Annotated in this window: 15 protein-coding genes; 5 read left to right on the plus strand and 10 right to left on the minus strand. The window is 41.7% G+C overall.

Annotated elements, in window-relative coordinates; translation table 11 throughout:
• Positions 1–77 precede the first annotated feature (77 nt).
• The 3 genes from GXP67_RS32005 (at position 78) to GXP67_RS32015 (ending at position 2,019) form a co-directional block, all read left to right on the plus strand.
• On the plus strand, positions 78–422 hold the full coding sequence (locus GXP67_RS32005; RefSeq protein ID WP_232065311.1) for a DUF4349 domain-containing protein: 345 nt from the start codon (positions 78–80) through the stop codon (positions 420–422).
• Between the two features lie 107 nt (positions 423–529).
• Positions 530–1,426: a helix-turn-helix domain-containing protein gene (locus GXP67_RS32010; RefSeq protein ID WP_162446878.1), complete on the plus strand. Its 897-nt coding sequence runs from the start codon at positions 530–532 to the stop codon at positions 1,424–1,426.
• A 74-nt stretch (positions 1,427–1,500) separates the two neighbouring features.
• Positions 1,501–2,019: a dihydrofolate reductase family protein gene (locus GXP67_RS32015; RefSeq protein WP_162446879.1), complete on the plus strand. Its 519-nt coding sequence runs from the start codon at positions 1,501–1,503 to the stop codon at positions 2,017–2,019.
• A 144-nt stretch (positions 2,020–2,163) separates the two neighbouring features.
• Here the strand turns inward: GXP67_RS32015 and mraY are convergent, their stop codons facing one another.
• Entirely contained in the window at positions 2,164–3,378 is a 1,215-nt protein-coding gene (gene mraY / locus GXP67_RS32020; protein WP_162446880.1) for a phospho-N-acetylmuramoyl-pentapeptide-transferase, read from the minus strand.
• 26 nt (positions 3,379–3,404) lie between these two features.
• On the minus strand, positions 3,405–4,871 hold the full coding sequence (locus GXP67_RS32025) for a UDP-N-acetylmuramoyl-L-alanyl-D-glutamate--2,6-diaminopimelate ligase (RefSeq protein ID WP_162446881.1): 1,467 nt from the start codon (positions 4,869–4,871) through the stop codon (positions 3,405–3,407).
• A gap of 541 nt (positions 4,872–5,412) precedes the next feature.
• Between GXP67_RS32025 and GXP67_RS32030 the strand changes: the two genes are divergently transcribed.
• Positions 5,413–6,780 carry an SH3 domain-containing M23 family metallopeptidase gene (locus GXP67_RS32030; protein ID WP_232064726.1) on the plus strand — a complete coding sequence of 456 codons (1,368 nt, stop codon included), beginning with the start codon at positions 5,413–5,415 and terminating at the stop codon, positions 6,778–6,780.
• A 67-nt stretch (positions 6,781–6,847) separates the two neighbouring features.
• Here GXP67_RS32030 and GXP67_RS32035 read toward each other — a convergent pair whose 3' ends face one another.
• From GXP67_RS32035 to GXP67_RS32065, 7 genes are all read right to left on the minus strand, one after another.
• A complete protein-coding gene (locus tag GXP67_RS32035) occupies positions 6,848–10,381 on the minus strand; it encodes a beta strand repeat-containing protein (protein WP_162446882.1) in 3,534 nt (1,177 codons plus the stop codon).
• 296 nt (positions 10,382–10,677) lie between these two features.
• A complete protein-coding gene (locus GXP67_RS32040) occupies positions 10,678–11,817 on the minus strand; it encodes an aspartate aminotransferase family protein (protein WP_162446883.1) in 1,140 nt (379 codons plus the stop codon).
• 31 nt (positions 11,818–11,848) lie between these two features.
• Positions 11,849–12,817: an N-acetyl-gamma-glutamyl-phosphate reductase gene (gene argC / locus GXP67_RS32045; protein ID WP_162446884.1), complete on the minus strand. Its 969-nt coding sequence runs from the start codon at positions 12,815–12,817 to the stop codon at positions 11,849–11,851.
• Between the two features lie 111 nt (positions 12,818–12,928).
• A complete protein-coding gene (gene argG, locus GXP67_RS32050) occupies positions 12,929–14,125 on the minus strand; it encodes an argininosuccinate synthase (protein WP_162446885.1) in 1,197 nt (398 codons plus the stop codon).
• A gap of 110 nt (positions 14,126–14,235) precedes the next feature.
• Positions 14,236–14,904 carry a GNAT family N-acetyltransferase gene (locus GXP67_RS32055; RefSeq protein ID WP_162446886.1) on the minus strand — a complete coding sequence of 223 codons (669 nt, stop codon included), beginning with the start codon at positions 14,902–14,904 and terminating at the stop codon, positions 14,236–14,238.
• Between the two features lie 479 nt (positions 14,905–15,383).
• Positions 15,384–15,863 carry an Mpo1 family 2-hydroxy fatty acid dioxygenase gene (locus GXP67_RS32060; RefSeq protein ID WP_162446887.1) on the minus strand — a complete coding sequence of 160 codons (480 nt, stop codon included), beginning with the start codon at positions 15,861–15,863 and terminating at the stop codon, positions 15,384–15,386.
• A 121-nt stretch (positions 15,864–15,984) separates the two neighbouring features.
• Positions 15,985–16,347: a hypothetical protein gene (locus GXP67_RS32065; RefSeq protein ID WP_162446888.1), complete on the minus strand. Its 363-nt coding sequence runs from the start codon at positions 16,345–16,347 to the stop codon at positions 15,985–15,987.
• 197 nt (positions 16,348–16,544) lie between these two features.
• Between GXP67_RS32065 and GXP67_RS32070 the strand changes: the two genes are divergently transcribed.
• The gene (locus GXP67_RS32070; protein WP_162446889.1) at positions 16,545–17,876 is read left to right on the plus strand and encodes an NAD(P)/FAD-dependent oxidoreductase; all 1,332 of its coding nucleotides are present in this window, start codon (positions 16,545–16,547) and stop codon (positions 17,874–17,876) included.
• Positions 17,877–17,997: 121 nt separating this feature from the next.
• Here the strand turns inward: GXP67_RS32070 and GXP67_RS32075 are convergent, their stop codons facing one another.
• Positions 17,998–24,222: an Ig-like domain-containing protein gene (locus tag GXP67_RS32075; RefSeq protein WP_162446890.1), complete on the minus strand. Its 6,225-nt coding sequence runs from the start codon at positions 24,220–24,222 to the stop codon at positions 17,998–18,000.
• Positions 24,223–24,487: the final 265 nt, after the last annotated feature.

The following is a 24,487-nucleotide window of genomic DNA, read 5'->3' on the forward strand; positions in this document are numbered from 1 at the left end:
CTCTTTCCTTTTTCTCTATCTTTGGTGCGGAAACCCTACAAGCCATTGCCCAACGGGGAAAAAAGTTAAATGAGACCATTCAGGCAGAAGAAAACTTGCTTAGTAAGCAGCAGGAGGCAGATGCGGGTACCATCCGGAATATGAACTATATGGATCAGGTAAATTTCAGCACCATCAAACTTACCTTGTATCAGCCCCATACCACCTTTCAGGAAAAAACATACCAGTATCCTGCTATTCAAGCTTATGAAGCACCACTAACCTCCAGATTATATGAAGCATTTCTGAGTGGATGGAAGGTATTTGAACAATTGCTGGTGTTTCTGGTCAATATCTGGGCTTTGCTTGTAATTGGATTTGTGGCGTATTTATTATATCGAAAACATGCCATCCGCATTGTTAAACAAATAGGGGACAGATAACTATTCAATTTTACTATTCAATAAATACCGTGGATCGTTGGAAACAAGCAGTACTTGAGCAGTGTTAGTATCTATAGTACATTTATGTTCTGGTACCAGTTGTTTCCATGAAAACAGTTAGTTATTCTCCTGCAGCACCTTTATCTCATTTTATCGACATCATCTGGTGTTCGCAGGCTGTCAGTTTTGATTATTGTAACCTCACCTTGCCAATGTTACATCAGGAACTGATCATTAACTTTTCTGATCAGTTTCTTGTATCCAGGGCAGACCAGGTGGGTTTTGAAAAACAGCCCGACAGGCATATTCCGGTTCTGAAAATGCAAAAGGACCAAGCAGTGCTGGTCAATAATGAACATGGATGGATTTCCGGCTTGCAAACAAGGCCTATTTACACCAGCACTGCAGGCAATCATTTTACAATCGGAGTGCTTTTTAAGCCATGGGGATTGCAGGCACTAACAGGAATAAATGCTTTCGAATTACAGGATTCGTCTGTATCTATGGAAGCAGTTTTTGGCAAACAGGCTACTGAATTAATTGATAAAATTTATGAGGCCAAAACGCCAGCAGCCATTTTTGTCCTGTTTGAAAAATTTCTGTGGAGCAAGCTAGGTGATCGCCATATTCCAGGTATTTTGCTCAATAGCTTAAGCCGAATGAAACAGGCTAGATTAGTAGAAGGGATTGTGGGGCGTATCGCTGATGAGTATAAAATTTCTTCTAAGACTTTCATTCAGTCGTTCAAAAAATATATTGGTATTACACCAGGCAAATTTCACCACTTGCTGCTACTCAACCAGACTTTACAACATTTAATACAACATCCCTCACAACCCCTCACTGAAAGTACCTATGATCTGGATTTTTACGATCAGGCACATTTTATACATTTTTTCAAGCGGTATACAGGGTTTACGCCAGCAACTTACATCCGGCAGTTTAGGGCAGGGCGTGTACTTCCTGCTTCGCCTCATATTATAGAAATAAAAATAACAGAGTAGCAACTGGAATTGAAGGTTAATTTTATACAATTCCCAGGCAATGTATTAAGGTAATTTTACAGGAAAAAAGATGTATGCGTAAAGTTAAATTATACATTGCCACCAGTCTGGATGGCAAAATTGCCCGGAAAGATGGCTCTGTCAACTGGCTGCCTGATCCAGCCTCTGAGGATTATGGCTACCAGCCGTTTGATGATTCTATTGATGCCACCTTGATGGGCTACAAAACCTACGAAATCTGCCTCCAGTTTGGAGAATGGCCATATCAGGGAAAGTCTACGTATGTTTTTACCAGAGATTCAGCTAAACCTGTTGTACCAGAATCAATACTGGTCACGCAGAATCCGGTGGATTTTGTGCGGCACTTGAAAGAGCAAAAAGGCAAAGATATCTGGCTGGTGGGCGGCGGGGAAATAGTCTCATTATTTCATGATGCTGATCTGATTGATGAATACATTCTAGCCTTTATTCCGGTTCTATTGGGTGAGGGCATTGAGTTGTTTCCTAATATTAAAAAGCAGGAAAATCTCCGGCTCATCAGGCATAATGTGTTTTCTAATGGGGCAGTTTTGCTGTATCTGGAGAAGGGATGAAAATTGTTGCCAGCTGCTTGCAAAATGCCTCTACAAAACCTGTTTGATTTTAGGCGAGTGTAGTATATTGAGTAGGGTTAATTTTCTAAAGGTAAAAACAAAAAGGCTGTCTTTCATCGACAGCCTTTTAAATTATTTAGAATCTTATCTCAATTTCAAAGTTGCTAAACAGAAGATGGCCAGCAGAATACCCAGAATCCAGAAGCGGGTGACAATTTTAGCTTCATGGTAGCCAGATTTCTGGTAATGGTGATGCAAGGGTGCCATTTTAAAAATCCGGCGGCCTTCTCCATACTTTAGCCTGGTGTATTTAAAATAATATACCTGAATGATTACAGAAATATTTTCCACCAGAAATATGCCGCACAATACCGGAATCATTAGTTCTTTACGTACTGTAAAAGCTAATACGGCAATTACGCCACCCAGGGTTAAACTTCCGGTATCACCCATAAATACCTGGGCAGGAAAAGAATTATACCATAAAAAACCAATACAGGCACCTACAAAAGCGGCGCAAAAAATCATCAGTTCGCCGGAATTAGGAATGTACATGATATTCAGGTAGTCGGCGAAAATGGCGTTACCGGAAAGATAAGCAAAGAGCCCCAGTGTAAACCCAATAATAGCAGAAGTTCCGGCCGCCAGTCCATCTATGCCATCGGTAATATTAGCTCCATTCGATACAGCAGTGATTATAAAAATCACTACCAGCACATATACAATCCAGGTATATTCATCTGGTAAGTAGGGAATCAGATTGTTGTAATCAAACTCATTGTTTTTGAAAAATGGCACCGTTGTACTGGTAGATTTGATTTCAATATAATTGCGTACATCTTCTACGGGTTGACTATTGGTAGTTTCAGCACCTGGATACTGGCGTATCACCACATCATCGTTAAAATACAGGGTAAGTCCTACAATTAGGCCCAGCCCAACCTGACCAACTACTTTAAAACGGCCATGTAAGCCCTCTTTGTTCTTCATGAACACTTTAATATAATCATCCAGAAAACCGATCAAACCCAGCCAGACGGTAGATACAATGAGCAGAATGATATAAATATTGTTGATCTTGGCAAACAGGATCGTGGGAATCAGAATGGCAGCAATCATGATGATGCCACCCATGGTAGGCGTACCTTTTTTGCTTAACTGTCCTTCCAGCCCCAGATCCCGGATGCTTTCGCCAATTTGTAAACGGCGCAGCAGGTTGATCAGATTTTTTCCAAATACAATGGCAATGATCAGCGAAATAATAACGGCCATACCCGCCCGGAAAGAAATATACTGGAATACCCCGGCCCCAACAAAATCAAAACGCTTGTCTAAATAATCAAATAAATAATATAACATGCTATGGTCAAACTGGATGGTATATACTAATGAGTTTTTACTGTAAAAATGGATTGCAGCACTTGCCTGTCGTCGAAGGGATGTTTTACCCCTTTAATTTCCTGGTATGTTTCATGACCTTTGCCAGCCACCAGAATAATATCTCTTGATTTGGCTAACTGGCAAGCTTTGGTAATGGCTTCTTTGCGGTCGGCAATTACCTGTACTTTTTTTCGGTCCGTAATTTTTACTCCCTGCATCATTTGATCCAGAATATCCATAGGATCTTCATTGCGGGGATTGTCGGAGGTAAGAATCACCACATCGCTGAATTTACAGGCAATTTCTGCCATTAACGGCCGTTTGGTGGCATCCCGGTTTCCGCCACAACCCACCACAGTAATAACCTGTTCGTTCCCTTCCCGAAGCGATTGTATGGTGGACAATACATTTTCCAGGGCATCCGGTGTATGCGCATAATCCACAATTCCAGTAATTCCATTAGGAGAAACAACTTGCTCAAATCTGCCGGGAGCTGCATACAGGTTAGATAATTCCATCAATACTTCTTCACTTTCTTCACCCAGCAAAATGGCCGTTCCATAAACCCCCAGCAGATTATAGGCATTAAAGTTGCCGATCAGTTTAAACCATACTTCTTTCCCGCCAATTTCCATTTGTAAGCCGTGCAGGGTATTGGCGATCAGTTTTCCCTTGAAATTGCCCATACTTTGCAGCGAAAAAGTATTCCGGCTGGCTAATGTATTCTGCATCATTACCAGTCCGCGTTTGTCATCGAGGTTCACCAGCGCAAAGGCTGAAGAAGGCAGGTCATCGAAGAATTTCTTTTTAGCCCGGATATAATTATCGAAAGTTTTGTGAAAGTCTAAATGATCGTGGGTAATATTGGTGAAAATCGCTCCGGTAAAGCTGATTCCCGTTACCCGGTGCTGTACCACCGCATGTGAACTCACTTCCATGAATGCATGGGTACAACCAGCTTTTACCATGTCATCGAGCAGTTTATTGAGCTGAATGGCATCGGGAGTGGTGTGTGTAGATGGAATAACCGTTTCGTTGATCTGGTTCTGTACTGTTGAGAGCAAGCCTGTATTATAGCCCAGTTTCCTGAATAATTTATGAAGCAAGGTAACTGTAGTTGTTTTGCCATTGGTGCCGGTAACTCCTACCAGTTTAAGTTTAGCAGACGGATTCCCATAATAATTGGCTGCAATCCAGCCTAATGCCTGGGCACTATCTGATACCTGCACATATACCGCTTCATCTCTGAGTTTATCAGGCATTTGTTCGCAGACAATGGCTGCTGCACCACTATCGATCGCTTTATCAATATAGGCATGACCATCGGTCTGGGTGCCTTTTACGGCAATAAACAAACTATCCAGCTGAACGGCTCTGGAATCAAAACATATGTTAGAAATCTGGACGGAGGTATCTCCTTTTACAGATAAGAGGGAAACTTTATATAAAAGGTCTTTTAGTAATGCTTTCAAAATGGATAAATTAATGGGATGTTAATACTAATCAGAATAAATTAAGATGCTCAATTAAAACTATTTACTAAGAAAATCCGAATTACTACATCTTAAATTTTCGTGAAATAAGAATAAAAGTAAGAAAATCAAAAATTAAAAATCGTTTAATATTACACTTTGCTTTTTCTCCTGCTTCACTTGCTACAATTCATCATTTGTTATCCGACCAATTCCTTTCTTCTTACGATGGCCTGATAAATTCATAATTTAGCTTTCTGATACGCTTAGAAAGTTAGTCTAATCTGTTTCAACGGATATTTACCGGCATTCACTATCTATTCTATCAGATAGGATTCAAATGATTGATGTGCATATATATAAATAGTACATTTTATTACATAAGCCGTTAGAAGGAATCTGACAGGCAGTTAAAAAAGAGCTGGCTTGAAGGCTGTTTTCAGGGCACTATTTATCCCTTTTTTCCGTATATAAATTAGCCACCTACTCAGGATAATCGGGCTGAAAGTCAGTTATTCTTTTTCAAATGATTCTCCCAACTATGACCATACCATTATATAAATCATTATTCAAACGATATCTGTTACCATTTGTCCTGGCTGTAGGAATAATGGCCTGTGGTGGGGTGCAACCATTGCGGGAAGTATTTAAAAAGCAAACACCTTATGAAAAATACGAACAGTCTCTAAAAACGGCTAAACTGGAAAACACGGCTTTAGGCAGAGAGTGGATGGCTGCCGGTCAACGGGCATTACGGGATTCGCTCACGATCACATTGCCATTTAAAGAAACCGGATACTTTGCTGCCGATAAACCCGCTGCCATCAGTTACCGGTTATCTGCAAAAAGAGGGCAACGCCTGGTGATTGGTACAGAAATAAAATCCACGCAGCCGGTACAGGTATTTATAGATGTGTTTGAGCTGAATAATGCTTCCGGCCGCAATCCCAGGCATGTAGCCACAGCAGATACCAATACTGCTTCCCTCAGTTATGAAGTAGAAGAAGACCAGATTCACCTGATACGACTCCAGCCAGAACTGCTCACCAGTGGAAATTATACCATCAGTATTACCAGAGAGCCTACCCTGGCTTTTCCGATTCCAGGAAAAAATAGCAAACAGATAGGCAGTGTATGGGGTGTTCCCCGTGACGGAGGCGCCCGTCGGCACGAAGGAGTGGATATATTTGCCAGGAAGGGAACGCCTGTTATTGCTTCCACCAATGGCTATATCAGGGCCGCCAATGAAAACAATCTGGGTGGAAAGGTAGTGTGGTTGTCGGATGAGAACCGGAATCAGGTATTATATTATGCGCATCTGGATAGCCAGTTGGTACGGGGTGGCGAACGGGTTGAGATTGGAGATACAATTGGTCTGGTAGGCAATACTGGAAATGCCCGTACAACAGCGCCACATCTGCATTTTGGTATTTACCGCTCTGGAAGGGGTGCTTTTGATCCATTTCCTGCCTTACAACTGGCATCCGAAGACCCCCAGCCAGTGATTGCAGACATGAAACGACTGGCGACATGGGCTAGAGTAGGAGCAAAAAAAGCCAGTGTCCGTATAGCGCCGGATGCTAAGGCAACGTTATTACTTGAACTAGACCGCAATACACCAGTCTATATTACTGGCGGTGCCGCAAACTGGTATAAAGTAAAGCTTCCCAACGAAATAACCGGTTATGTTTCTTCCACGCTTATTGAAAACCTGGAGAAACCTTTACGTACTCAACGATTGCAGGCTCCTGGTCTATTGCTGGAGCAACCAGATTCATTAGCTCCATTTGTAACAGCTCTTGAAGCAGGAGATGCTTTGCCAGTGCTGGCTGAAAATGATGAGTTTCTCTTTGTACAAACACTTAATGGCGAACAAGGCTGGATTCCTAAATCAGCTGAGATTGAATGAAAAAACTAAACCGCTTCTGGTGTACTATATCAGAAGCGGTTTAGTTTAATTTTGTTTGTACAAATGACTATTGAATCAACAGTTTATGATGCGAGGTTCCTTCTGGGCTGGTGATCGTCACAATGTGATAACCTGGTATAAAGGATACTGATTTAAGTCCGATACGGATTAAGCCTTCTGAATCAGGAGCATGTGACTGCTGATACACGAGTTTACCGGTGATTTCTCTTACAGAAACAGAGTATGTATGCTCATAAGAACTGTTGTTTGTCAGAATCTTTATCAAACTGGGAGAGGTTGGATTGGGAATAATATATTCCGGAACTTGCCTGATTGTTTGAACAGCAATGATAGTTGAGTATTGGTTTTTTCCATCAAAATCGCTTTGTTTGAGCCGGTAGTAAGTAACTCCGGATAGCGGTTTCTGGTCGGAATACTGATAACTATTCAACTTACGGCTTGTACCTGCTCCACGTACCCTGGCTATTTCTTCAAAATATTTTCCATCGGCTGATCTTTCTAGACCAAAATAATCATTATCCGTTTCCGACACGGTATTCCATTCCAGATAAACTGCATTCTGTACAGCTTGCGCTTTAAAATGTAGTAATTCAACAGGTAATGGATTTACATTATCACTTACAGTCCATTTGGAGAATTGAGTGGTATTTACAGAAGTTGTCGTACGTAAAGTAGTATTTGCTACCGTTTGTGTAGAGCCGACCGGTTGCCAGGATGGAGCTGATTCCTGTCGCCATACTTGCATGGCTGATATATTTTTTCCATTATCTAAATCGCTTAGCCAGCTGAAAGAAACATTTCTTCCTCCACCAGTGGCAGGCTGGTTACTTACATTAATATCCCATAAGGAGGCAATGCTGGTATAAGCATCAACTGTACTGATACCTGTAGGTCCGGTTTTCCGGTTAATAAGCACGTTGCCTATATTATTAGAAGCATTTGCCGAGATATTGGCTCCCAGGAAATTTATTGTGCCTGTACCTATGCTTCTGCTTGCCATTTCTGCTTCGCCAATAATTCTTGCTGTGCTCACTTCAGCCGGACTGGTAGCGGTGGTAGAGAAAATAACTTTGCTGGTATTGGTAGATAAAATTCCTGCAGTTAAGTTAAGCGCACCTGTTAAAGTAATGTTCTGGTTTCCTAAACCTAAAGAATTTAGGCGATTTAGTGTCAGGTTGGTAAAAGTGGGTGCGGTGGTGAAAGTGCCATCTGGAATAGTAAATGCGCTTCCGCCAGTATTGCCATTTGTGCCGAATGTAAGATTAGCCCCTCCAGACACAGTAAGTGTTCCATTGGTACGGACAATTGGAGTATTTCCGTTTTGGAATATCAGGTTGCGTCCGGCTATATCAAGCACCCCATTGGTTAAAGTAAGACTACCAGTAAGGGTTATATCCTGGTTACTAAAGGAGATCGGATTTGTCCGGTTGATGATCAGATTACTAAATAATACTTGCGCAGCAAAGGTGTTATTGGGTAAGGTAAATGCATTTCCTCCCAGATTTCCAGGAAGCCCGAATTGAATGGTTGCTCCACTTCCTACACTAATCCTGTCTCCGCCTCCGGCTGCGATGGGTACATTTCCGGTATGGAAAGTAAGCTGATTGTTTCCTACATCGAAGATGCCATCAATAATATTTAACTGGGCTGATGTACTTCCACCAATGATAAGATTGTTTCCTAGTATTACTCCACCACTACCGGTTGAACGGTTCAGTGTAAGAATATGTATTTTACGGGTCACATCACTGGCCTGGGTGAAATAGAGCGTACCGGCATTACCACTTCCATTGATAGTCAGGTTAGAACTGCTGCTGCCGGTAAGGGTGCCTGTTCCGGGGCTATTTCTGGTAATCACTCCGTTTATGGTGAGGGTATAGCCATTAATACTTACGGTTCCGCTTTGCAAATCTATATTATTACATGCTGAATTGCTATTTAGTGCCGGATAATTGGGTCTGCCGGTTGGAATTACCACATCATCGCTGGCTGTTGGAACCACATTGGGAGTCCAGTTACAGCCCAGATCCCAGTTACTGCTTACACTGCCATTCCAGGTGCGGGTACCACTCACTGCGGTTGTAACAGTTACTACTGCACTTCCTGAGGTAGTACCACTACAAGAGGCATCGCTAACGGCAGAAACACTATAAGTGGTCGTACTTGTAGGTGAAACAGAAAACATATAGGGGCTCGTGGCAATATTAGTAACATTCGTAGTGGTACTGCCATCTGACCAGGAAAGTGCCCAGGGAGAAGTTCCGGTTAAGGCAATACTTATAGTGGTTGAGGACCCCCTGCAAATGGTGGTACTTCCGGTGATGGTAGCTGTAGGAGCGGCATTTATCGTCACCGCCACCGAACCACTGTTTGCAGACCAGCATCCGCTTGAGTTATTTCTTGCCCGTACATAATAGGTGCCGCTTGCATTCAAAGCAAACGTGGCGGATGTAGGATTGGTGGTGCTGATACCGCTAGAATTGTTTCCTTGCCAGTAATAAGTTACTCCAGCTGGTGCTGTCATGGTATTTAGTGTGGTAGACCCACAAGCCGGATTTGCAGCTGCTACCGGATTTCCTGGATTAACAGGTGAAGCATTTACGCTTAAGATAGCCGAATTGGAAGTAGTAGTTCTGGGACAGTTAGTAACAATCACTCTATAGTGATTATTATTCATAGCAGTAGTAGGAGAACTTATAGTAAGAGTGGCAGAGGTAGCACCACTGTAAATCCCACCATTTGAAAGCGTAACAAATCCGCCTGAGCCTACTCTTTCCTGCCATTGATAGGTAAGTGTAGAACCTGCCGCTGTAGCTGCTACTGAAAATGAAACGGGTGAACCTGCACAGGCTGAAGTATTAGCAGGCTGGGTATTGATTACCGGTGTTGTAGCAGTTGAATTTATTGAAGAGGCTGGAATAGACCCGTTATTAGGACTCGCTCCCTTATTTACTGTGACATTATTGGTAAAAGTGCCATTATTCGAAAAAGAACCACTTATTGCAATACTATTACAACTACCTGAAGGTCCACTAACGGTTACTCCGCTATTTACAGTAAGATTTCCGTTAACCGTGATTGGACTACTTATGAGTATACTACTGTTAATAGAGAGGCTTACAAAGGTGGAAATACTTCCTGGGTAATTAATAAAATTTCCGTTTGAATTAATCGAAACATTGGAGCCTGCTGGTTGAGTAAGGGTACCATAATTATGAAAAGGCCCATTGATGTCCATTCCATTCGTGGGAGTAAAGGTATTACAGTTGTATATCGTGCTTCCGCTGTTAAAGTTAACATTACCTGTTACGGTTCCATTATTATAGAGCGTTCCGCCGTTTAATGAAATACTGGTTACTGTAATGCCAGCATTAATACAAACAACTGCTCCTGAATTAATATTTAAATTACTTTGATTACTGCTTATGATAGTTGCTCCACTTGGGCAGGTAGGGCATTGCGCGTATAGCGGGCTTTGAAGTAAACTGCTTCCCAGCAGGAATGAAAGTAACCAGAGTGTATATCGACTATACAAGCCTATGGATAATCTTTTTAATAGCCTGAGTATAATGTGTATCATAGTGTTTTGAAGGCATATTATTTTACCAGCAAATAGGTAAATATTTTATAAGAATATGATAATTTTAATTTCTTATAATACATACATTAAATATGTAGCATGTAAGCTATTTAAGAATTTTACTAATTTTTTGGGAGTTGTTTAGATGTGACTTTAATATAAAATGAATGCTTGTCTTTATTATATGGATAAGAATTGCTGAAATAAAAAACCCACTAAAACATTCTGAAAGGAAGTTTTAGCGGGTTTAACGATAAAATATTACCGTTGATCTATCCGTTTTCTGTATTTATTACTTATTTCATTATGTAATTTTTTGTTATAATTTTTTCTAAATTTTCTAAAAAATGATCAGCATCTTTTCTCTGTAATGCTAAAGAAGGCAGCAAACGTATGGTATTTTTTCCAGATGCACCTGTGAATATATGATGATCAAACAACAATTCTTTGCGGATCGGATCTGCTGACCCTTCAAACTCAATGCCGATCATTAAACCTCTTCCCCGGACTTCTTTGATATTAGATATAGTTTTGAGTTGATTCATGATGTAATCTCCCACTTTTGCTGCATTTTCTACCAGGTTTTCCTCTTTGATCACATCCAGCACCGCAATACCAGCAGCACAAGCCAGATGGTTTCCACCAAAAGTGGTTCCCAGCAATCCATAGGAGGCTTTGAACTTTGGATGAATGAGCACACCTCCAATTGGAAATCCATTGCCCATTCCTTTGGCTGTGGTAATCAGGTCTGGGTGAATGCCAGCATATTGATGTGAAAAGAATTTACCGGAACGTCCATAACCACATTGCACACTATCCAAAATAAGGACTGCTCCATACTTATCGCACAATTGACGGGCTTTTTGCAGAAAATCTTCAGAAGAAACATTTACACCACCTACGCCTTGAATTCCTTCTACAATTACGGCACAGACTTCTTCGTTCATGGCCTGTTCCAGTGCCGCTACATCATTGAAAGGTAGAAACTGCACATGGTCAGTTGAATTAATAGGCGCTACAATCGACTTGTTATCCGTTACAGCCACGGCTCCAGCAGTACGACCATGAAAGGCTTTGGAAAAGGCAATAACTTTTTTTCTTCCATTGTGAAAAGAAGCCAGCTTTAATGCATTTTCATTGGCCTCTGCTCCAGAATTACACAAGAATAAGGCATAGTCCTGGTAACCAGATAAGGCTCCTAATTTTTCTGCCAGTTCTTCCTGCATCGAAATCCTGACGGAATTAGAATAAAACCCGATTTTATTTAGTTGCTCGGTAAGCTTTTCAACATAATGCGGATGAGCATGCCCGATAGAAATCACTGCATGGCCACCATATAAGTCCAGGTATTTTGTAGCTTCATTGTCCCATACATAACTTCCCTGGGCACGGACCGGCTCAATGTTATAAATAGGATATACGTCGAATAATTTCATGTTGCAGTTGTTTTGTAATAGCAATATTTAATCAGAAAAATACCGGCTTTAAGGCCAATCCAGCTGTTTCGGGTATTCCTGTGATCAGATTCATATTCTGAACCGCTTGCCCGGAAGCACCTTTTGTAAGGTTGTCAATTACGCTGGTAATGAGTAACTGATCTTCTACTTTTTCCAGGTACAAAAAGCATTTATTGGTATTTACCACCCGTTTCACATCTACCGGATCAGAGCTGATATGGGTAAAAGGATGATTTTTGTAATAATCCTTATATAATTCCTGGGCTTGCGATAAAGTGAGATCAGTAGTGGTATAACAGGATGCAAAAATTCCCCTGGTAAAGCTGCCCCTATATGGAATAAAATTAATTTTGCCGCTATAAGAAGTCTGTAATTTACCCAGGCTCATGCGGATTTCTTTGAGATGCTGATGAGTAAATGCTTTATAAACCGAAATATTTCCATTCCGCCAGCTATAATGCGAAGTAGCGTTCAAGCTTTGCCCGGCACCGGTTGAACCTGTAATGGCACTGATGTGTACAGCTTCATTTAACTGTTTTTCTTTAGCCAGCGGTAATAAGGCCAGTTCAATACAAGTGGCAAAACAACCAGGATTTGCAATTTTATGAGCCCTTTTAATTTTCTCCCGCTGTAATTCTGGTAATCCATATACAAACCCATTACTCTCATCCCGGAAATCCTGGCTTAGATCAATAATTTTTACATCCGGCGAAAATTGATTTTCACTCAGAAATACCTTCGATTCGCCATGACCCATACAGAGAAACAAGACATCAGCGGGAATATCCAGCCGGTCTGTGAAAGTTAACTCTGTTTCTCCCAGTAAATCATGGTGGGTATTATAAACAGGTTTGCCTGCCTGACTTTTACTATGGACAAATACTATGTTTACTGAAGGATGCTGCAATAAGATCCGCAATAACTCACCTCCGGTATAACCAGCGCCCCCTATGATGCCTATATTTAGTTGATTAGTCATTGGTTAGTTTTTAACTCTACAGAAGCCATTAAAGAATTACTGAATGATAGAAGATAAAAATAATATATAATTATATAATCCTGTCATTCAGTAATTTCCGTTGACTATTTTCTATTCGTTATCCTGGCTGATTTTGCCATAGATCATCGTCTGGTTGGAGAGTATTTTCGAAAAGCCGCGTACATCTTCTCCCGACCATGCATTGTTCATTTCACCATAACTGCCGAATTTTGCCGACATCAGGTCAAATTTCGATTCAATTCCCAATACATAGAAACGATAGGGAGCCAGTTGGACATGTACGGTTCCGGTTACATGTTTTTGGGTATCTGTCAGGAAAGTTTCAATATTACGCATCACTGGTTCCAGGAATTGCCCCTCATGCAGCAGGTTTCCATACCAGTTGGCCAGTTGTTCTTTCCAGTATAATTGCCATTTGGTAAGCACATGTTTTTCCAAGGTATGGTGTGCTTTAATAATGATCAGCGGAGCAGCGGCTTCAAAACCTACCCGTCCTTTAATACCAATAATGGTATCGCCTACGTGAATATCCCTTCCTACGGCAAACGGAGTAGCTATTTCTGTAAGTTTTTTGATGGCATCAGCCGGGTTTTCGAATTTTTGTTCGTTGATGCCTTTTAGTTCTCCCTGTTCAAAATGCAGGTCTACCGTTTGAGGCTCCTCTTTGGTAAGCTGTGTTGGAAAAGCAGATTCCGGCAGGTATCCATGCGAAGTAAGTGTTTCTTTGCCTCCCACTGAAGTTCCCCACAGTCCTTTGTTGATAGAATAGGCCGCTTTATGCCATTCCTGCACCACACCTTTGGATTTGAGGTATTCAATCTCCTGTTCTCTGGATAGTTTATTATCGCGGATAGGCGTAATAATTTGTACATCCGGAATCAGAATGCGGAAAATGATGTCAAAGCGGACCTGGTCGTTGCCGGCACCAGTACTGCCATGGGCAACATATTTGGCTTGTATTTTCTTTGCATATTCAGCTACAGCCATTGCCTGAAAAGCCCGTTCTGCACTTACTGAAAGAGGATAGGTATTATTCTTTAAAATATTACCAAATACCAGGTATTTGATACACTGTTGATAGTAAGTATCTACCTGACTTACCGTGACATGGCTGGTTACCCCCAAGGATTTGGCTTTGTTTTCAATCTGCTGCAATTCTTCCGGGGAGAAGCCGCCTGTATCAACCAGTACCGAATGTACTTCCAGTCCTTTTTCTTCTGATAAATATTTTACGCAATACGAGGTATCCAGGCCTCCGCTGAAAGCCAGAACTACTTTTTGTTTCATTTGATATGACAGTTATTGAACCGGGGTTTAGCAGGAAAACCAAGAATTAAACTGATTTAAAAATTTCTTAGTCTCTAAACCCCGGTCTGGTGGTTAGTTTTAATTATAAATTAAGACAATACTTTTTCTTCTTTTTCCTTGGACTGGTAAGTATTGTACAATACCCTTTTTTTCAGCCGCAGCCACCTTTCATATAACCTGGACTTCTTGGCAAAATTCTGCTCATTTTTTTCAGGCTTTTTCTCGTCTGCCGGATCAAAGAGCATACCGGTACACAGGCAGTGTTTGCGGTTGGTACGGTTCAGAATATCATAGTTGATACAGCTGGCGCAGCCTTTCCAGAATGATTCATCATCCGTCAGTTCGGAGAAAGTAACCGGCTTGTAACCTAAACTGGTGTTTATTTTCATCACCGCCAGACTAGTCGTTAACCCAAATATCTTGGCATGTGGGTATTTTTTTCTCGACAGTTCGAAAGCTTTTTCTTTGATACGTTTGGCTATGCCACTTTTCCGGTGTTCCGGATGAACAATCAATCCGGAATTGGCTACAAATTTACCATGTCCCCAGGTTTCAATGTAACAGAACCCTACAAATTCTCCGGCCAGGGTAGTGGCTATAATCGCTTTACCTTCCAGCATTTTCTGGATCAGATAATCGGGAGAACGTTTGGCAATACCGGTGCCTCTTGCTTTGGCACTTTCTTCCATGTGAAAACATATTTCCTCAGCTAACTTTAAGTGATTATAAGTAGCCGACTGGACAATGTATTCGCTCATCTTGTATATTATGGGTTGTGTTTAAATTAAATGAAAATGATTAGTAAAAATTAAAATACACACTACACCTGTGAAAGCATTTTGCAGTATTAAAATTTCAGTATAAGTTTTCAAGAGTAGTTTGCCACGTAGGCAAAACGAGATATGTCAGTTCCGCGGGTGCGGTAACCTAAACCTAAATGGGGTAGTATGGAAAAACGTATCGATCAATGTGGTATAGTACCTAATCCGTTGTTGACGCAAATTTTATAAAATATAATTTTAGTAAGCAAATCTTTTACCAAAATTTTTAAAACCTTGAAGGAAACCTATCAGAATAATAACTTTGATACTTACTTACATCAATTAAACACAAATGCTGCAAAATAATTCAATAACTCATTAAATTTCTAACGGATCTTTACGGAAAACGAGCTTGCAAGATTCAACCGGCTCATTATTAGCAGATTTGATAGGATTCTTTGGCATTTCTTTTACGCTCAATACCGAATACCCAGCTTTTTATAGATAAAACTCAGCAGCCAGGCTGGTCCGATCAATAAAAACTGGAGATCTTTAAAAAAGGAAGGCTTTTTTCCTTCTATTTTATGGCCGATAAATTGTCCGACCCAGGCTGCAGCAAATATAATCAGAGATATGGCCCAGAGTGGAAGTACAGCTCTTTGAGAGAGTATATAGTTTCCAAGCGCAATTATAAAAGCGATCAATAGCATTCCCAGAAATAGGGTAAATGATAGCCTCAGATAAAAGAATAAAGCAAGTAATAGAAAAAAGGTACCCCAGTTTATAAAATCGTCGAAAGGAGCTGGCAAACTGGCAACAAAAGGGCAAGGAATAGACCATAATAACCCGATGATACTAAACATAATTAGTGGTACACATACCCAATGGACGAGCTTATTGGTATGGTTCTGGTGGCTTTCACTATATTCAGAAAACCATTCTTGTGGTGTTTTCATAGGTATAGATCTATAAAATACAATTTAATCTACTTTACGTACAAAGTCAAGGCGGCATTAATGTGATTGACTCTATTTTGGTAATTTGTATACCTTATAATTCTATAAATTAAGTGAATAGTTAATCCTCCGGGTAGGGAATAAATACAAAGTTGGTAAAGTCTGTGTCTACAACAAATAAACAGCAGAACTCATCCGGGTCTTTATAGGCTTGTTTGAATACATCAGCCTCTTCTACTAGTTTGAGCTGCTCAAATTCTTCCAGAAACGATGCATAATAATTCCACACGGTTGCCATCTCATATTTCCCGATCAGCAGACGGCCAATAGGTAGATCTGTTTTACTCACCGGAAAAATAGGGAAGGGGGAAAACCCCCGTTTGCGGATCTGATAAGAAGCTTCTTTTAAGGTATCAGATACCAGGGCAAAGTCTTTGGTGATTGTACCTAAATATTTGCCATTTAGTTCAGGATCATTGTTCATAAAAAGCGTATAATAATTTTATTGCTGTTTAAAGTGTAATTTTATATTAGATGTAAAATTAATTAAAATTAAAGGCATACTTCTGTAAAAAAGTACGTATTTGACTTAGGGGCGACTATAAATAATTTTTATATTACTGTATTGTTCATGTAGTTTAACCTATTTACATTTAGTTTTGAGAAAATAAATTCAATAGTATGCTTGAGCAAACCAGAATTGCAGATACCGGTAAAATACGCATTGTAATTATAGGAGGAGGCTTTGGAGGTATAGAACTGGCCAAGTCTCTGGCAGGTGCTGAAGTACAGGTAGTACTGATTGACAAACAAAACCACCACACCTTTCAGCCTTTACTCTACCAGGTATCCACAGCCGGTCTGGAAGCTGATTCTATTGTGTATCCATTCCGTAAAATATTCGATAAACAGGATAATTTTTATTTTCGCCTGGCCGAAGTTCAATCGGTAGATACCACTACCCAGATTGTAGAAACTTCTATTGGTCTGCTACGCTACGATTATCTGGTGATTGCTACCGGGGCTACCACCAATTATTATGGCAATGAACAGATTCAGAAACATGCCACTCCTATAAAAAATATCGAAGATGCCCTTTCATTGAGGAATACGATACTTAGCAATTTTGAAAAAGCCCTGCAAATAGACGATGAAGAGCAACTCAACAGCCTGATGGATTATGTGATTGTAGGCGGTGGACCTACTGGCGTGGAAGTAGCCGGTGCCTTAAGTGAACTGCGTAAACATGTATTTCCAAAAGATTATAAAGAACTCGACTTTGTAAAGATGGATATCCACTTGATTCAGAGCGGCCCAAAATTGTTAAACGGCATGTCTGACGAAGCATCTGTAAAAGCGCAAAAATTTCTGGAGGATTTTGGGGTAAAAATATGGTTTGACCGGAAAGTAGTATCTTATGATGGGTATACAGTTACGCTGGATAGCGGAGAAAAGCTGATCAGCCGTACCATGATCTGGGCAGCCGGTGTAGCCGGTGCTCCCATCGAAGGCATACGCAAAGAAAGTATAGTAAGGGGAAACCGGTTTAAAGTAGATACCTATAACCGGGTTGAAGGGTATGATAATATTTTTGCCATAGGTGACATTGCCGCTATGGTAACAGAAGAAAACCCACAAGGGCATCCGATGATGGCGCAGCCAGCCATGCAGCAGGGCAGATTATTGGGTAAAAACCTGCAGAATATCATAGTAAGTAAACCTTTAAAGCCATTTGAATATAGTGACAAAGGCTCTATGGCTACTGTTGGCCGCAATCATGCGGTAGCAGATTTGAAAGTGATGAAAAAAGAATACCGCACCCAGGGACTTATTGCCTGGTTTATATGGATGTTTATTCACTTGATTTCTGTGATTGGCTTTAAAAACAGGTTTTTTGTGCTGATGAACTGGATGTGGAGCTACTTCAGCTATGATAAAGGTATCCGCCTGATTATTGGCAAGAAAAAAGAAAATATTCCGGTAGAAGCTGTTACGCAAAAAGCAGTGGTATAAATACTACATAAGCCTGAATTGTTGCGCTATAAACTTATCTGCTGCAAGATAGATTTCTCATTCAATACAAAACCCGGTAGCTATTTACCGGGTTTTGTATTGAAAGGCAGGGAATAGTTATTTAGTGTTTATCAATGATGATCTTCTGAGGCTTAACTATACGCTTTCCTGCCAGCCTGATTAAATACATTCCATTGGCTAAACTGCCTACCTGATAGACTACCTGCTGCTTGTCACCTGCTTCTACCGGTTGATCAAACAAATTAGCCACTAAATTCCCTCTCATGTCAAATAACTGCAGGGTAGCCTGTTGACTTTCAGGAAAACTAAACTCGATGCTGATCTGTTTGGAAGCAGGTACTGGATAAGCTAATAGTTCTGTACTTGCCTGCCCTTCTTCCAATTCATCCCCGATCCGGTTGATGCTGGAAACAAAAGGAGAGAGTCTGTTACCGGCGATGGGTCTTTCCAGGGTGCCATCTGGCAGTTGCCAGCCCACAGCCAGGTTATCCGTTCCGGTGCCTTCCTTGTGTAAAGCTTCAATGTAATAACGCTTACCCGCCTGCAAAGAGATGGCCATTGACTTTTGGGTGGTATACTTTTCCCATTCTCTCACAGCTGTGAAGTAAGTAACAGAGGCAATCTTTACTTTGTTGGCCGGATCACTATTGGAAGACAACCACAGTTCGGATTTATCATCAGAGGCAATCCAGAAGATATAACTACCACTTTGAGGGGGGCAAATATAGCCTCTGAGGCGTTGACCATAGTTGCTGCCGATGTTGGTGGGCGTTTCAAAAGAGGAGAGCTGCGCTACCAGGGCAGGGGTGGTGGTGAGAGGAATCAGATTGACCGAATTGCCTGCCACATTGTTCCACACTTCCCGAAGGATAGTGCCGGAAGCGGTGCAGGTTTCTGTGGCTGCCACACTGATATTTACCACAGTAGAAGTAGTAACAGCATTCAGATTATCGATGGCTTTAGCCGTGATTTGATAGGAGCCAGCACTTACATTACTCCAAGTAAACTCATAAGGACTAGATAAGTCTTCACCTAACTTAATTGAACCTTGATAGAATTCTACTTTACTAATAGTGCCATCAGTGTCTGTGGCGGTGGCTGCCAATGTAATACTTGTCGGAGCCGTGAAACTCGCATTGTTGACAGGAGATGTTAAAGCCACTGTTGGCAATTGATTTACAGGCTGATTTACTTTCCAAAGTTCCAAACCTGACAGGTTAGCGGCTCCTCCACTAGCGCCTATGTTGAGAATGCCATCGGCAATGGTAGTGCGATACGGACCTAACTTTGCCCAGCTTCCCTTTCCGCCGGTGGAATAATTGCTGAGGATCACCTGTCCTTCCAGGGTGAGTGAATAGGGTTCAGGAGCAGAATCTTCCCATACATACAAGTACAAATCATATTCTCCATTGCTTACCCCACTCAAAGCAAGACTAGCCGGTGCAGAAGCCAGGGAATAGATTGAAGATCGGATCATGGAAGCTCTGGCGGCATCGGTTGCCGGAGAAAGGGTGATGTTCTGATTGGCAAACACCCGGCCACTGTAAGTGAATCCTGCGGCAGTGGCACTGGCTTCAAAAGTGCGGGTATCAATGGTTAGCGTTCCTCCATTCAGATTGAGGGCTCTGTAAAAGCTCACCGCTGCCGCCGGACTGACTGTGATAGTAATCACAGAGGAAGTAGTAACAGCATTCAGGTTATCGGTAGCAATAGCCGTGATTTGATAGCTGCCTGCTGCTACATTACTCCAGGTAAACTCATAAGGACTAGATAAGTCTTCACCAATTTTGGTCGTGCCTTGATAGAACTCCACTTTACTTACTGACCCATCTGCATCCGAAGCAGTGGCAGTTAGAGTGATATTATTACCGGCTGTGAAAGTTGAATTGTTCGCAGGCGCTGTTAAACTTACAATGGGCGCCTGGTTATCTTGACTTACTGTAATATTTACCACAGAAGAAGTAGTGGTGGCATTCAGATTATCGATGGCTTTAGCCGTGAGCTGATAGCTTCCTGCTCCTACATTGGTCCATGAATAGCTGTATGGACTAGTTAAGTCTTCACCTAACTTAGTAGTGCCTTGGTAGAACTCTACTTTACTTACAGTCCCATCTGCATCCGAAGCGGCAGCGGCTAAGGAAACAGAAGCCGGCGCCGTGAAACTCGCATTGTTGACAGGGGATGTTAAAGCCACTATTGGCAATTGATTTACAGGCTGATTTACTTTCCAAAGTTCCAAACCTGACAGGTTAGCGGCTCCTCCACTAGCGCCTATGTTGAGAATGCCATCGGCAATGGTAGTGCGATACGGACCTAACTTTGCCCAGCTTCCCTTTCCGCCGGTGGAATAATTGCTGAGGATCACCTGTCCTTCCAGGGTGAGTGAATAGGGTTCAGGAGCAGAATCTTCCCATACATACAAGTACAAATCATATTCTCCATTGCTTACCCCACTCAAAGCAAGACTAGCCGGTGCAGAAGCCAGGGAATAGATTGAAGATCGGATCATGGAAGCTCTGGCGGCATCGGTTGCCGGAGAAAGGGTGATGTTCTGATTGGCAAACACCCGGCCACTGTAAGTGAATCCTGCGGCAGTGGCACTGGCTTCAAAAGTGCGGGTATCAATGGTTAGCGTTCCTCCATTCAGATTGAGGGCTCTGTAAAAGCTCACCGCTGCCGCCGGACTGACTGTGATAGTAATCACAGAGGAAGTAGTAACAGCATTCAGGTTATCGGTAGCAATAGCCGTGAGTTGATAGGAGCCAGCACTTACATTACTCCAGGTAAACTCATAAGGACTAGATAAGTCTTCACCAATTTTGGTCGTGCCTTGATAGAACTCCACTTTACTTACTGACCCATCTGCATCTGTGGCGGTGGCAGTTAGAGTGATATTATTACCGGCTGTGAAAGTTGAATTGTTCGCAGGCGCTGTTAAACTTACAATGGGCGCCTGGTTATCTTGACTTACTGTAATATTTACCACAGAAGAAGTAGTGGTGGCATTCAGATTATCGATGGCTTTAGCCGTGAGCTGATAGCTTCCTGCTCCTACATTGGTCCATGAATAGCTGTATGGACTTGTCAGATCTTCACCTAACTTAATTGAACCTTGATAGAATTCTATTTTACTAATAGTGCCATCAGTGTCTGAGGCTTGTGCCTCAATGATAACAGTGGCCGGAGCATTAAAACTGGTATTTGTGGCCGGAGCAATTATATTGGCAGAAGGAGCCAGGTTTCCCGAGGAAATCACAGACACATCAGAAAAAGTAGAAGTATTGATTAATGTGGTATCATGTGAAGTTAAAGAGAGGCCCACATAAATAGTATTGCCCATCGTAATAGTTGTCTCCCATAAGGGGGTCCAGTTTACACCATCCGAAGAATGAGAAGCCGTAAAAGCATCTGTGTTCCGGACTAGTTTCAGCCAGGTGGGTGCACTTCCATTTTGACCTTGATAGGCTGGCTGGCTTGTACCTTGCCGGGACATCAGCAGGGTACCTCTAGGATTAACAACTGTTGCAACAAAAGACGAATTTGCATCTAAACTTTCTCTAAACATCATCCCGGCCAGTGCGTTTGCATTCGTTGCTTCGATGCTGTTTACCTTTGCAATAATGGTGCTGTTTCCTGATACAGGTTGATATACATAATGAAAGGCATCAGGGGGTATCCAGTAATCATATCCGGAGCTTTTTACAGTAAATACGCCATTATTAAACGATGCTCCCCCGGTTATAGCAACAGCACCAATGTCCGTGTGTCGCCATGGCGCAGGCAATTGAGCAGAAACCTGACTTACATTCACTGTTACCATGGACGATGTAGTTGATCCATTCAGGTTGTCAGTAGCTTTAGCAGTTAATTGATACGTGCCAGGTGCTACATCACTCCAGTTAAAACTGTATGGGCTTTCAAAAGCTTCCCCCAGTTTTGTGGCGCCATTGTAAAACTCTACTTTGGTTACTGCTCCATCTTCATCAGAGGCATCTGCATTTATTACAATACTAGCCGGGACAGTAAAACCGGCATTATTTTCCGGAGAAGAGATACCAACAGTTGGAAGAATATTTGTTCCACCACAATTAGGATACAACCTTACTTCTTTTGTTGTAGAAAGCCCTGCGCCATCTGTTACAGTAAGTGTTATCCGGTAGAAATAACTTTGGCCGTCGCAACCGATTGGATCAATGGTGGTGGTCGTCTGCTTTTGAGTATCTATGGGTTCGGGGTGCATGTGGTCTTCATGATGTAGGGTAGTTTGCCATTGATAACTCAACTGACTGGCACTATGCTCCTGGTCAGTAACGGTAGCCCGTAGATTAAGTGTCGTTTCTTCGTTTATAGAATACAAACCGTTATTAACAGGACTTGTAATAGTTACATTCGGAGGGGTATTATTAGCCGAGATGACAAGTGTCGTCTGATCAGTGGCAATATTATCGCTCACTTTTAAGGTAACTGTGAATTTGGTAGGCACAGCAGTGTTCGTAGTAAAGGTATGACTAGGGTTCGCCTCAGTACTGATTGCAGAACCATCTCCAAAGTTCCATTCATACGTTAAAGGAAACCCTTCCGGGTCAGTAGAATTACTCCCTGTAAACTGTACGGTAAGCGGACTTGTGCCATACGAATTATCTACCGATGCAACTGCGTTGGGAGGAAGATTACTTGTATTCGTAATTTTTCTGATCTCTGATCCAAAATTAATATAATACAAGCCGCCAGTAATAGGATGAGTGGCCATGTATACCACAATAGCCGTATTGTTGATAAAATTTGTAATGGCAACTGGCTTGTCGGCAGTTGTTACAGAAACATTCCGTATCCAGCCTGCTCCATAATCCCCATGAAAATAAGTGTTTTTATATTCAGGCGGAAAATCATCTCCAGTATAAAATACGCCACCGGTAGAAGCATTCCCTCTGAACATAGGCCCGGATACTGGCGAGCCTGAAGCACCTACATTGATTATTGCAGCCGTTTCTCCATTAAAAATTCCAGTCCTTGCCAGGTCGGTTCCATGTTTCCAGTCTAGTATAGGCCTGGTATGAATAAAAGTAGGAATGGCAGGAGGAATGGTTTGTGAGGCATCACAGGGATTGGGAAAACTACTTGTACCACTTGCAGTAGCTTGTTTCAAAAGTTCATTAAAACGGAAATATTGCCTGGTACAACCATTTATGCCATACAAAGGATTAGGGGCAAACTGGTTTTCTGTCGTCTGAGTAGCATAGGAGGGCCAGTTAGGGTCCGAATGGTAGTCGAGTCCTTCAAAAATAGGCCATCCCAGGTTTAAACCCGGACGGTCAATTACATTCAATTCTTCAAATACATTCCACCCTACATCTCCTACATACAATACTCCTGGGTTTGCATCATCAGGATTATGGCTGCCTGTACCTGGTTTAAGTAGGGTGCGAAAAGGATTTCTTAAACCAAGCGCCCATACTTTAGAACGGACAGAATTAGGATTAGCCGGATCATAGAAAGGATTGCTTGGAATGCCAGCACCAGTTTCCGGATCTATTCTGAGAATTTTTCCATTCGGACTATCTAGGAGCTGCGAACGGAATGAACCTACATTATCTTTGGTCGTAATAATCCCATCATTAAGGCCCTGTGGTGCATAACTGTTGCCGATAGCGCCGCCAATATCTGTGCCTGACGGAGATGCCCCATCGCCTGCCGAAACAAGTAAGGTACCATCTGTGCCAAATACAAGGGAACCCACTCCATGCGTTCTGCTCAATGTAGGAATACCAGTTGATTTAGTGGCACCCAGAAGTATTTTGCGATCTGATGCAGTATAACCATTTGCTGTTGTGGTAGCTGTATAACGGGTTAAACGCCCGATAGTAGCTGTAGAATAAAGGTTTGTGGTTTCACTATAAGAAGCTGTGCCATAATATAACAGGTGATGCCGGTCCACTACATATAAAACATAAAAATACCCATTGATCTCAAACTTTGGGTCCAGGGCAAATCCCAGCATACCATGATCATGCCAGGCACCCACCTCAGGACTTATATCCAGAAGCAAAGATTTTACACCATTTTCTACCACCCAGACTTTTCCGGCTCTTTCCCACACAAACATCCGGTTCCCATCTTTACTGAAAGTCATCCCAACAGCCTCATTCCATCCTGAGGAAAGCAGTGTATTAGAAAACCCACTGGGAGGTGTCTGGCTAAATACTTCAGTACAGCATCCACACCATAGCAAAATGAATGTAGCTAAAAATAGTTTTGTGAGGTGGGGATGGAAAGATGAGCAGATAAACCACAGGTGATCTATTTTTCTTCTGAGGTGTATGCACAAAAGGATGTAGAAAAACCTAAAAAGTTTTCTTTGTTTGTAGATGTTGTACATATAGATAGTTAGGAGTACTGTTATTTAGATTATACTGATGTAGTGTTACTTTAAGGAAGAAGTTTACAAATAAATAGGCTGTTGGTTGTGTTAATAGTAATAACTCTGCTATGTCTATACAGCAAATACCCCTAATCAATAATAAGATACGACCTTGGAGGGGTGAAAAGTTAATTGTACTAGAGTCAGATTAAGCAGTTTGCTACTATCGAAA

Origin of the sequence: Rhodocytophaga rosea (genome assembly GCF_010119975.1) — a bacterium.
Lineage (GTDB): Bacteria > Bacteroidota > Bacteroidia > Cytophagales > 172606-1 > Rhodocytophaga > Rhodocytophaga rosea.

Coding starts and splice junctions, on each gene's coding strand:
- GXP67_RS32035 (WP_162446882.1), bottom strand. CDS start 10,381: ATGATACACATTATACTCAGGCTATTAAAAAGATTATCCATAGGCTTG.
- argG (WP_162446885.1), bottom strand. CDS start 14,125: ATGAAACAAAAAGTAGTTCTGGCTTTCAGCGGAGGCCTGGATACCTCG.
- GXP67_RS32010 (WP_162446878.1), top strand. CDS start 530: ATGAAAACAGTTAGTTATTCTCCTGCAGCACCTTTATCTCATTTTATC.
- GXP67_RS32060 (WP_162446887.1), bottom strand. CDS start 15,863: ATGAAAACACCACAAGAATGGTTTTCTGAATATAGTGAAAGCCACCAG.
- argC (WP_162446884.1), bottom strand. CDS start 12,817: ATGACTAATCAACTAAATATAGGCATCATAGGGGGCGCTGGTTATACC.
- GXP67_RS32070 (WP_162446889.1), top strand. CDS start 16,545: ATGCTTGAGCAAACCAGAATTGCAGATACCGGTAAAATACGCATTGTA.
- GXP67_RS32040 (WP_162446883.1), bottom strand. CDS start 11,817: ATGAAATTATTCGACGTATATCCTATTTATAACATTGAGCCGGTCCGT.
- GXP67_RS32030 (WP_232064726.1), top strand. CDS start 5,413: ATGACCATACCATTATATAAATCATTATTCAAACGATATCTGTTACCA.
- GXP67_RS32015 (WP_162446879.1), top strand. CDS start 1,501: ATGCGTAAAGTTAAATTATACATTGCCACCAGTCTGGATGGCAAAATT.
- mraY (WP_162446880.1), bottom strand. CDS start 3,378: ATGTTATATTATTTATTTGATTATTTAGACAAGCGTTTTGATTTTGTT.
- GXP67_RS32055 (WP_162446886.1), bottom strand. CDS start 14,904: ATGAGCGAATACATTGTCCAGTCGGCTACTTATAATCACTTAAAGTTA.
- GXP67_RS32065 (WP_162446888.1), bottom strand. CDS start 16,347: ATGAACAATGATCCTGAACTAAATGGCAAATATTTAGGTACAATCACC.